Origin of the sequence: Acerihabitans sp. TG2, from assembly GCF_035013185.1 — a bacterium.
In the GTDB taxonomy this organism is placed as follows: domain Bacteria; phylum Pseudomonadota; class Gammaproteobacteria; order Enterobacterales; family Enterobacteriaceae; genus Acerihabitans.
Genome location: NZ_JAYGJO010000054.1, coordinates 1 through 10002 on the forward strand (window position 1 = coordinate 1; position 10002 = coordinate 10002).

At 53.3% G+C, this 10002-nt stretch carries 9 protein-coding genes; 3 read left to right on the top strand and 6 right to left on the bottom strand.

Annotated elements, in window-relative coordinates:
- A partial coding sequence (locus SJI19_RS23980) for a sulfite exporter TauE/SafE family protein (protein ID WP_323480760.1) occupies positions 1 to 730 on the bottom strand: 730 nt, incomplete at its 3' end.
- Positions 731 to 829: 99 nt separating this feature from the next.
- On the opposite strand from SJI19_RS23980, the gene SJI19_RS23985 reads away from it, so the two are divergent.
- Positions 830 to 1723: a LysR substrate-binding domain-containing protein gene (locus tag SJI19_RS23985; protein WP_323480761.1), complete on the top strand. Its 894-nt coding sequence runs from the start codon at positions 830 to 832 to the stop codon at positions 1721 to 1723.
- A 244-nt stretch (positions 1724 to 1967) separates the two neighbouring features.
- On the opposite strand, the gene SJI19_RS23990 is transcribed toward SJI19_RS23985, so the two are convergent.
- From SJI19_RS23990 to SJI19_RS24005, 4 genes are all read right to left on the bottom strand, one after another.
- Positions 1968 to 3428 carry a M81 family metallopeptidase gene (locus tag SJI19_RS23990; RefSeq protein WP_323480762.1) on the bottom strand — a complete coding sequence of 487 codons (1461 nt, stop codon included), beginning with the start codon at positions 3426 to 3428 and terminating at the stop codon, positions 1968 to 1970.
- Positions 3429 to 3857: 429 nt separating this feature from the next.
- A complete protein-coding gene (locus SJI19_RS23995) occupies positions 3858 to 4709 on the bottom strand; it encodes an SMP-30/gluconolactonase/LRE family protein (protein WP_323480763.1) in 852 nt (283 codons plus the stop codon).
- A gap of 87 nt (positions 4710 to 4796) precedes the next feature.
- Positions 4797 to 5270 carry a DMT family transporter gene (locus SJI19_RS24000; protein WP_323480764.1) on the bottom strand — a complete coding sequence of 158 codons (474 nt, stop codon included), beginning with the start codon at positions 5268 to 5270 and terminating at the stop codon, positions 4797 to 4799.
- Positions 5271 to 5284: 14 nt separating this feature from the next.
- A complete protein-coding gene (locus tag SJI19_RS24005; protein WP_323480765.1) occupies positions 5285 to 6682 on the bottom strand; it encodes an amidohydrolase family protein in 1398 nt (465 codons plus the stop codon).
- 131 nt (positions 6683 to 6813) lie between these two features.
- Here SJI19_RS24005 and SJI19_RS24010 point away from each other — a divergent pair, with 131 nt between their 5' ends.
- The gene (locus SJI19_RS24010) at positions 6814 to 7743 is read left to right on the top strand and encodes a LysR family transcriptional regulator (protein ID WP_323480766.1); all 930 of its coding nucleotides are present in this window, start codon (positions 6814 to 6816) and stop codon (positions 7741 to 7743) included.
- Between the two features lie 82 nt (positions 7744 to 7825).
- Here the strand turns inward: SJI19_RS24010 and SJI19_RS24015 are convergent, their stop codons facing one another.
- Positions 7826 to 9016, bottom strand: coding sequence for a CynX/NimT family MFS transporter (locus SJI19_RS24015; RefSeq protein WP_323480767.1), 1191 nt, complete (start codon positions 9014 to 9016; stop codon positions 7826 to 7828).
- A gap of 87 nt (positions 9017 to 9103) precedes the next feature.
- Between SJI19_RS24015 and SJI19_RS24020 the strand changes: the two genes are divergently transcribed.
- Positions 9104 to 9898 carry a helix-turn-helix transcriptional regulator gene (locus tag SJI19_RS24020; protein ID WP_323480768.1) on the top strand — a complete coding sequence of 265 codons (795 nt, stop codon included), beginning with the start codon at positions 9104 to 9106 and terminating at the stop codon, positions 9896 to 9898.
- Positions 9899 to 10002 lie beyond the last annotated feature (104 nt).

Genomic DNA, 10002 nt, shown 5'->3' on the forward strand with positions numbered 1-10002 from the left:
AGCAGGTCAGCCAGGCGCTATACAACAACCCTGTCCCGGAAATCAAGAGCATGCCGTCAATCAGAAATGAAAAATGTGTCGCAGTTAATCTTCGTACCAAAGCTTTACTGCTGAGGGTTCCAAGCATAATGCCGCCACCGACGAATACTCCTATGAGTGCAACATGCATTGAAAGAGCCCCCTGGAACGCAAAGGTACTGACTTTACTCATGTACAGAAGAAGTGCACTCGCTGCTTCCGTGCCAATAAACGCCCCACCGCTCAACCCATATGCCGTAAAAATCGGCACACTCACCGGGCCGGTTGATAGCACCAGACCGGTCAGGAAACCGACGGTTCCACCACAGAATCCCAACTGGTTTATCGATAGTGTCCACCGGTTATTTTTCACATGCTGCCGTACCGGGATCATGATCCAGAAGAAAATGCCTAATGCACAGTCTATCGTCCATGTGGGCAGAGCGAGCAGTACATGAGCGCCCAGCGAGGCTGCTGGCACGCCGGGTAATGTATAAGCCAAAGTAGCGCGCCAATCGATCTCACCCCACCAAGCAACAATACGGGAGAGGTTCCCAAGAATAGCGGCGATGGCCATTATCGGTATGGCCAATTTGGGCCCGAATGCGCTGACCATCATAGGCAGTAAAAGCAAAGAAGAGCCTGTACCCACTATCCCGCTCACTACGCCGGCGAGCATCGCAATTAAGGTTACACAGATATAGATTTCCATGACTTTCCTGATTTGTCACTTCAAAGCATGCATCTTACTGGGTGTCTTTAGCTCATAATATCGATTAATACTGTCCACTTATGAGACTAAAAGTCACAGATGAAAAAACGAAACTTACCGCCGTTAAATGCTTTGAGGCTGTTCGAGACGGCAGCACATTCAAGCAGCCTGAGTGCCGCCGCCGAGGAATTAGGGATCACCCACGGTGCCGTCAGCCGCCAAATCAAATTGCTTGAAGAGTGGTTAGGGCAACCTTTATTTGAACGTCAAGGGCAACGCAGCGTTGCAGCCGAACATGCCCGTGCATTTGCAGCGGAAATCAGTGCCGCTTTCGACATTATCAGCGATGCTTCAATGCGCTTCGGAAAAACACAAAATACAAGAATCATAAGAGTAAACGCCCAGACAACTCTCGCCATGCACTGGCTGATACCTCGCTTGCCGGAATTCCATAGTCTAAATCCTGACATTGAAGTCTCGGTGTCCACATCAAACAGCTCGGAGGTAAAAGGACTGCCTGGCTTTGATGTTTTGATTCGAAGAGAGCCATTGGATAAGCCCGAATGGCGTTATTTTGACAAGCGACCTTTGTTCGAAGAACAACTCACTTTGATTGCTGCCCCGAAACTTTTATCCAAGCAGCCTTTAGCTGGACCTGAAGACCTTGCCACACATGTGTTCGTCACATCACATACGCGAGTGGGAGAATGGGAAAGATGGATGAAGAGAGCCAGAATCGAAGCTTTGCGCCCACTGCGCTTTCAGCGCTTTGAACACAATTATATAAGTCTTCAGGCAGTCATCGATGGTGTTGGAGTAGGTATCGGTGGACTGCCAACACTTGAGCATGATGTAAAAGAGAAAAGGCTTCTGGCCCCCTTTCCGGTTGAGGTTAAAGGAAGCAAATACGTGGCTTTAATCGCACCCGATGTTGACAAGTCATCAGCATTCAATCTGTTTCTGGAATGGCTTGAACAGGAAGCATCAAGGTAACGCCTCAACCGCTTGATGAACTTAAATACTCTCCGGGATATTTATGGACTGTGGGGAGGGAGGAAAGGATCTGCGGTATATTAAACGGCGTGAAACCCGATATGACCGCTTCCCCGGATACTGCCGGCGTGGTCCTTCACTCGCTTTAGTGTGTTAGTAACAGAGCTCTGCTTTGATTGTTATGTCCGTTATTGCTGGGCAGGATCAAACTCCAGAGGGGCATGAAGAAGAACAAAACAGGCGCTTAATCACCACTGCCGGTGGGCGTTTGGACACGAGGCCAGAAATCCATACTGCGACGTATAAACGGAATCATTCCGAAATCCGTGGTCAGCGCACCGGGGGAATTAGCGTAAAGAATGTTGCGGCTTAATTCCTTGAAGTCAGCATAGAAGTTTTGCGTGGACTTTACGATAATGATCTGCTTGCCGGAGAGGTCGATCCCCAGTCCTGTGAACGCCGTTTGCCCGTAGACCTGATTGCGGAGGTTGCAGACCACCACGTCAATCTCCGGCTCCAGTCGCAACCAGACAGCAGAACCGAGCGGCGAAGTCCATCGCTTCACCGACTGGATGTGCTGCGGTATTAGGCGCATGATCCGGGCTTTGCAGCAAAATGGCTGGCCAGATACGGCACCGTGTGTTCCGCCAATCACTAGCTTCAGTTGCGCTCCCTCACCCGCAGCGAAGCATAGGGCAACCGTTTCCGGATCACATACGCATCCAAAGGCCGCCTGAGCTATCCCGGCCTCTTGCAGCGCCGTTAGAGCGAAAGTGCTGTCTCCCGGGGCCCCACCCCCTGGATTGTCGGCCATATCAGCTATGACTGCGGGCGGCGCCTGCCGACCACGAGCGATGGCATCGGCGAATGAAATGTGCTTTGTACGGGCAGACTCTCGTAGGCCCCAAAACTGCCCGGCGATCCGGTGCGCTGTAGCATTGGCGAGTGTGGGATTATTGTCAGTGATACACAATGCACCTGCCGTCGCACCCGTAATATCACCCCACGGAAATCCATGAGCTAGAGAGACCGAAAGTACGCCAGGATCGCTTTCCAATGCTATCATATCAAGCACCAGTTGACGCATAGCAGGATTGGTCGTGGGCCACAGCCCAACCATGGAACAAGGAACAAAGCATGTAACCGGTCGGATCCCGGAGTTCAGCATGCCCCAGATCAGGACGAAAACCTCACGCAGCCTTGGGATCATGTCAACATGCGGGTATTCCTTATAGGCGATCATGATGTCAGCATTCGCCAACATCGACGCGGTGATGTGGCAATGCAGATCCAGCGTAACGCCAATAGGCACCGACGGACCAACGATAGTGCGTACCGACGTGAGGAGGTCCCCTTCGCAATCATCGAACCCTTCAGCGATCATCGCCCCATGTAGGATCAGCAAGACAGCGTTCACCGGCATTGCTACCTGCAGATCTTCGAGTATCTGCGCTTTCAGGGCGACATAGACCTCAGCTTTTGTTGGACCCGCTGGCTGTGCGAAGGCACAAATGCTCTCGCTGAGCCTGCCGCCGTTACTTTCGGTAAGACGCCGTAACTCAGCCAGTGCCGCCCCTTGCCCGTTCGCTCCATCGGTACTCGCCGTTCCACGCCAGAATCCGAAGGCCTGGAAGGCGGCAGCATCTGTCGGGAACGGCGAAAAACTATTACTTTCGGTAAAGAGTTGGGCGGCGAAAATGTGCATTCCTCATTGTGCAATACACCATCGAAAACGTAAAGGCGAAGACGCATGGCGTCTTGTACATTAAGCTACTGGTCCACCGGCTTAGAAACAGCTTGTTGCGGCTGGAGATTGATATGACGCGACCGGATCTACTTGAGAAGAAGGTGCCTTGATCTCTGATAACGGGGGGACCATTCGGATCGAACTTTACGAGCTGTAGCAAAGTTCATTATGGTCGATGAATAGCCACGAATTATCTAGACGTAACCAGTAAGCGCATACCCTGAATCACTTCAAAGTGTAATTCTCAGGGTGCAAATGACTATACTTCGCTCACAGCGGACCTAACGAACCTTGCACCGATCCGCTTCGTGCCATGAGCAGACATTACTGGCAGACTGAAGCAGATAAAGTCCTGCCCGCATGCGGCAATTAGAGCTCTCACATTGTTTATGCTGCAAACCGGCTTTCTGGTAAACCGGCAAAGACTGCAGATTCGGCCTTCAGTAAAGCACCGTCATAAATTGATGGCGCAGAGAGCCCCACAGAAGCAGTGGTGCAGTAGAGGTTGGTGAAGCCCTCACCGGCCAGTGTCGGACAGGTGCTATGGATACCAGGGGATGGCAGGATAGTGTCTGTGGTCCCATCCGGACTGTAACGAACAATACGATTCCCTCCCCATTCAGCATTCCATAAATAGCCCATCGCATCCACGCAGGAGCCGTCAGGTGCACCATTGCCTACTGTTTCGGTGAACACGCGCGGGTTGTCCAGAGATGGATAATCGCAGCAGAATATTTTGCCCTGCATCGAGTCGCTGTAATAGATCGTGCAGCCATCGGGGCTGAAACAGATGCTGTTCGGGATGGCGACCTCGGGCAGCGCAAGCGTTTCAACGGTCAGCGTTGCAGCATTTAGTCGGTGAAACTTACCGATGACTTTTACGGGATAACCTTCATCCATAGTCCCAAAGACAAAATTACCGGCACGGTCGCACCGTCCGTCACCTGTGCGGGTGCCTGTTTCTCCCGGTGAGGCTGCCACCGTTGTAAGAATACCGGTGTTGAGATCATAGAAAGCCAGCCTGGACGCGAGTCCCATCAGCAGAATGTGACTCTTTTCGGTCAGGGCAAAGGATCCAAGGCGTTCTGGCAGCGACCAGCGCATCACAGCGTCATCGACTTCTTCTAAGGCGAGTAGTTCACTGCATTCAATGTCAGTCCAATAGAGTCTGCGCGTTCTTTCACACCACAGGGGGCACTCTCCCAGCGTATTCCTGACATCAGCTGCAATTGAAAACATGTTAATCCTCCGGATAAATAAAGGTCGTACTGCGCATTGAGCGTGGCTCACCCGCGTCTGAGCTGTGGTAAACGTGGGTAAACGCAGTTACTGCAGAAAACGCGCAGAAAGCCGATCGCCGAAAAGCATGGCGGCAAGTCCGATCAGCATGACCAGCATTCCCCCCAGCCTGAGTATCGAAACCGGCCGTCGCACGGCCCCCAGCAAGCCAAAATGGTCAATCATCTGTGACGAGAGTAATTGTCCGACAATTGCCAGCCCCAGCAGGGCTGAAAACCCGATTTTCGGCGCGAGCACCACATAGCTGAACAGGGCACATGCGCCTATGAGACCGCCCGCCAGACTCCAAGGTGGTTGCGACGGTATAGCCGCTAACGATGTCATCAATCCACCCCGCAGCAGCGAGTAAATCCCCAGACTGAACGCACCGGCCGTAAAGGAAAACAGGGCAGCGGTGACCGGGTCGCCGCCCAGTCCTCGCGCCAGTTGGCTGTTCAGGGTCGTCTGCAGGGTGATACCGAGACCTGCGGCAAAAGCGATTACGTAATAGATCATGCTCATGCTTTTCATCCCGGTCAATCTGCCTGATCCAGCGGCAGGAAGGTGTCAGCAAACATGTCAGGCTGGTAGCCAGAGGCGGCAAACAGGTGCTCACGCGACTCATCAATCGCTGCATGCAGTCGTTCTCTGTCTACGCCCAGCACCCTGCCGTTCTGTTTAACGATGCGTCCGCCGATCATGACGGTGTCGATGTTGCTGCGCTCTGCGGCATGTACCACCGTGCCAAAGGCATTTCCTGACGGGTAAAGGTTGATATCACTGGCGTTGATCAGCACCAGGTCAGCCTGTTTGCCCGGCGTCAGACTACCCACTTTGTCCTGCAGCCCTGCACAGGCCGCGCCATCGAGAGTCGCTGCTTTAAGGAGTTGCGCCGCCGGGAGCGTTTTCAGCGCATATTCGGAATCGCAGCACTGCTGCTGATGCATGCCCATCACCCGCTGCAGGTAAAAGGCCACGCGCATCTCCATAAACATGTCGGTGCTGTATGAGGTTTCATTGTCAACGCTCAGGCCAGGGTTGATGCCATGACGCTGCGCGGCCTCAATGGCGAACATCCCGCTTTCGATGCCATAGTGCGAATCTGAGCGCGGGCAAACGTTCACCCGGACACCGGCTTCCCGCAGAATTTCCCATCCCTCGTCAGGCAACGCTGTGCAGTGATTGAAAATATTGTCCGGACCCAGCAGCCCCTGCTGATGCAGTGACTCAAGTTCAGACCCCATCTCAGCACCAAAGAACTCAGTCACGATCGACAGTCCCAGCCTGCGGGCCTCGGCCCACAAATCTGGCTCCAGTTGGGCCATGACGGCAAGAGACACCCGGCTTTCAGGGTTGTTCGTGAAATACTTTTCCTGCAGGCGCTGCCAGTTACCCGGCCAGTGCGCTTTATCCCATTCGCCTGCTACCGGTGCGCCGGAAGCATGGATGGCGCGAATGCCGCTATCAAGCAGGGCCTCGACGGCGGCATCCGAATGCGCTGCGGTGCGGCTGTTGTGCGAATTATCAATCATGGTGGTGATACCCGCGTCAATAGCGCCCAGCGCCGTCAGCAGGTTACCGACATAGATATCGGCAGGCCGGTAATATTTAGCGAACGAGAAGTGCGTGGCGTTGCTGTAGTCGTCCAGACAGGTGGCATTAGGGTTAATGCGGCGCAGCTGTCCTTCCCATGCGTGACGATGAGAATCGACCATCCCCGGCATAGCGATCATGTTGGTGGCATCGATGACATGGGCGCCTGGCGCTTCCAGGTTCTGGCCCACGGCGGTAATAGTTGAACCGTTGATGAGAATATCACCGCGTTCAATGTTACCGACGCGCTCATCCATGCTCAGTATCGTCGCGCCACGAATCAACGTCGCCAGTGGCGTTACAGTCTGATTGTTAACAATATTTCGGATGTAATCGGTCATTAAAGTTGCCTCTTTCCTGATTAATGAATAAACAATACATCACCTTATTAATCTGAAAAAGATGCTTAAAACGTTTTCATAATTCATAATTTACGAATAATCAGGCTCACTCTTTGCCCGGGAGAAGGACAATGGATCGGATTCAGGCTATGCAGGTTTTTACACGGGTCGCTGAAGCCGGAAGTTTTGTGCGCGCGGCAGAGACACTGTCACTGCCCTCTTCCACCGTCACCAGCACGATTAAAAATCTGGAGAAATACCTGCAGGTGCGTCTGCTTAACCGGACGACGAGGCGGGTCAGTCTCACCCCTGAAGGCCTGCAGTATCTTGCGCAGTGCCGGGAAATCCTGTCGTTAATTGAACACACTGAATCCAGCCTGACGGATTCAGTCAGGCGACCTCAGGGGCGGCTGCGGGTTGATATGCCCGGTGGGATCGCCCATTTCATCGTCATGCCAAACCTGAAAGATTTTTACCGGCTCTATCCGGATATTTACCTGATGATTGGCGTCAGCGACCGGCAGGTCGATCTCGTTCAGGAGGGCGTGGATTGCGTCATCAGAACCGGGGAATTAACGGACTCCACGCTGGTTGCCCGTCCACTTGGCCGGTTTCGCTGGGTGACCTGCGCCTCTCCGGACTATCTCAGAGAGTACGGTGTCCCTGAGACTCCTGAAGCGTTGTCGCACCATCGGGCGATCCATTACTTTCCCGGCTCGGCCAGACGGACCAATGAACTGCATTTTGTGCGAGGCACGGAGACGATCTCCGTCCCGGTGAAGGGATATGCCGCCGTGAACGAAACGGGGCTCTATATAAAAATGTGCCTTGAAGGTTTTGGGCTGGCACAGCTTGCGGAGAATATTATCTCTGAGAATCTTCAGCACGGAAAGCTGATCGAGGTTCTGGCGGACTGGCAGCCGCCATCAGTGCCGGTAACGATGCTCTATCCGCATCAGCGCTTTCTTTCTCCCGCCATGCGCGCTTTTGCGGAATGGATCGCCGGGCTTTTCAGGGATGGCGCAGGAGAGATGAATTCTTCTGCATCACAGATCGGCTAAAGCAGGATGAAAAGCGCTTAAAACGTCAATTGAAAGCATACACATCAGGAGAACAAATCGTTCCCCTGATGCGTATGCGAATTCAGCCTGGCTGCTGTGCAGGCTCCAGATGTACGTTACGTCCGGCAGCCATTCCGGTGCAGGCACCAGCGACCGCTATCGCTGCTGTCATCAGTAACGGCACCGTCCAGCCTCCGGATAACTCCTGAACTTTGCCCAGAAGCAGCGGGCCCATTGCCGCCATCAGGTAACCCACACTCTGCGCCATGCCCGACAGCGCTGCGGCGTCGCCGGCATTTTTGGTACGTAGCCCGATAAAGGTCAGACCCAGCATCATACTGGCACCCGAGCCGAAGCCGATAAGAGCGGCCCACAGCATAGCCAGATTAGGCAAGTACAGGATGCCGATAAAGGACACAGCCGTTAAAAGGCTGACGCCAGCAGCGGCTAATTTCTGATCCTTGAGACGACGCAATGTGGCCGCCAGAATTAAGCCGGGAATCGCGGTGGTCAGCTGAAGCATGCCGTGAATCTCACCTGCTTTGGCTGTGGAGATACCAGTGTCCGTTAGAATGGCTGGCAGCCAGCCCACCGCAACATAAAACGGCATCGCATTCAGGCCCATAAATAACGTGACCTGCCATGCCAGAGGTGAGCGCCAGATCGCGACGGTCGCCGCCTTTTTCTCACCCGATGCTGGCAGCTGATGCTTTTTTTTCAGCTGGGGCAGCCATAAAACCAGCGCAAGCAGCGGTGCAATAACCAGCATGGCCAACGCGATGTTCCAGCCCCAGCTTTGCGACAGAGGAATGACAATGGCAGAGCCAATTGCGCCAGCGGCTCCCATCGTGATGGAGTAAGCCCCCGTCACGGAGGCCACTTTTCCGGAAAAGTCACGTTTGATAAGGCCAGGCAGCAGGACATTGCCCAGGGCAATCCCCATACCTATCAATATTGTTCCACCATACAGTGCCCAAACACTGCCTGTGGAGCGAAGCAGGATGCCTGCGGAAATCACTGCCAGAGCACCAAAAAGGGTGCGTTCCAGACCGAACTGCCGGGAGATGGATGCGCTCAGGGGAGAAAAGGCTGCAAAGGCCAGTAAGGGCAGCGAGTTAAGAAACCCTACGGCAGTGATACTCAGCCCAAATTCATTGCGAATGGACTCTAAAACCGGTGCGATAGCGGTAAAGGGAACACGCAGGTTAATGGCAATAAAAAGGATACCGGTCACAAGTAGGATTGAAGACCACTTGTTCGAAGTGTGTGACATAAATTTTGCTTTCTCTGGAAAAAAGAAAGACTTTAAAGTACGCATGAGTTACATAATATAGATAACCTGACAATATATAGCTAAATTATGCCAACCAGTAAAAAAACTGTGTCGTCACCTGAAGAGTTTGATGCTGATGCTTTCACTCAGGCCGCTGTCGCCCTGCATGTGTCATCGACAGGCGAGTATGCCGGGCTGAGTCCGCACGCACATCGCAAGGGACAACTTATTCTCTCTTTACGGGGTGCAGTCAGTTGCGAGGTTCAGGATGCACTGTTGCTGGTTCCGCCAGGGCATGCGGTCTGGGTCCCGGGTGAAATCCCCCACAGTTGCCGGGTCACGCAAAATGCCGATACCTGCTTTCTTTTTATCGAGCCAAGTGCAGCAGCGATGCCGGTAAAATGCTGTACCCTTGCCATTACCCCTCTTGTCCGCGAACTTGTTCTGTTTCTGGCGGAGCAGGACCCCGCTTATTCTCCTGACAGTAAAACTGCCAGACTTGCAGCTGTGCTGCTGGAACATATTCCTGATGCGCCTGTTGAAGCGCTCCATTTGCCTGTATCCGGGCATCCTAAAATCCGTCAGATGGCTGATGCGCTCTTTAAGAATCCCGACGATCGGAGGACTTTAAAGCAGTGGGCTCTCCGCCTTGCAATCAGCGAACGTTCTCTGGCCAGACTGGTAAAAAATGCAACAGGAATGAGCTTTGGCCGCTGGCGTCAGCAACTGCATTTGATGATTGCCCTGAACCATCTGGCTGAAGGTAAATCCGTGCAAAGCGTAGCCGGTACGCTGGGATATGATTCGGTCAGCGCGTTTATCACGATGTTCAGGAAGGCGCTGGGTAAATCGCCAACACACTATTTCTCATCTCTTAATTGATGAAATACCGAAATCAGCGGATATTTATGACGCTTTTTAGGGGCTGCTTTTCGCTCATAGCGGACTATGCGTCCACGTCCGGCTGTCTCGTGCCAGGAGTGGAC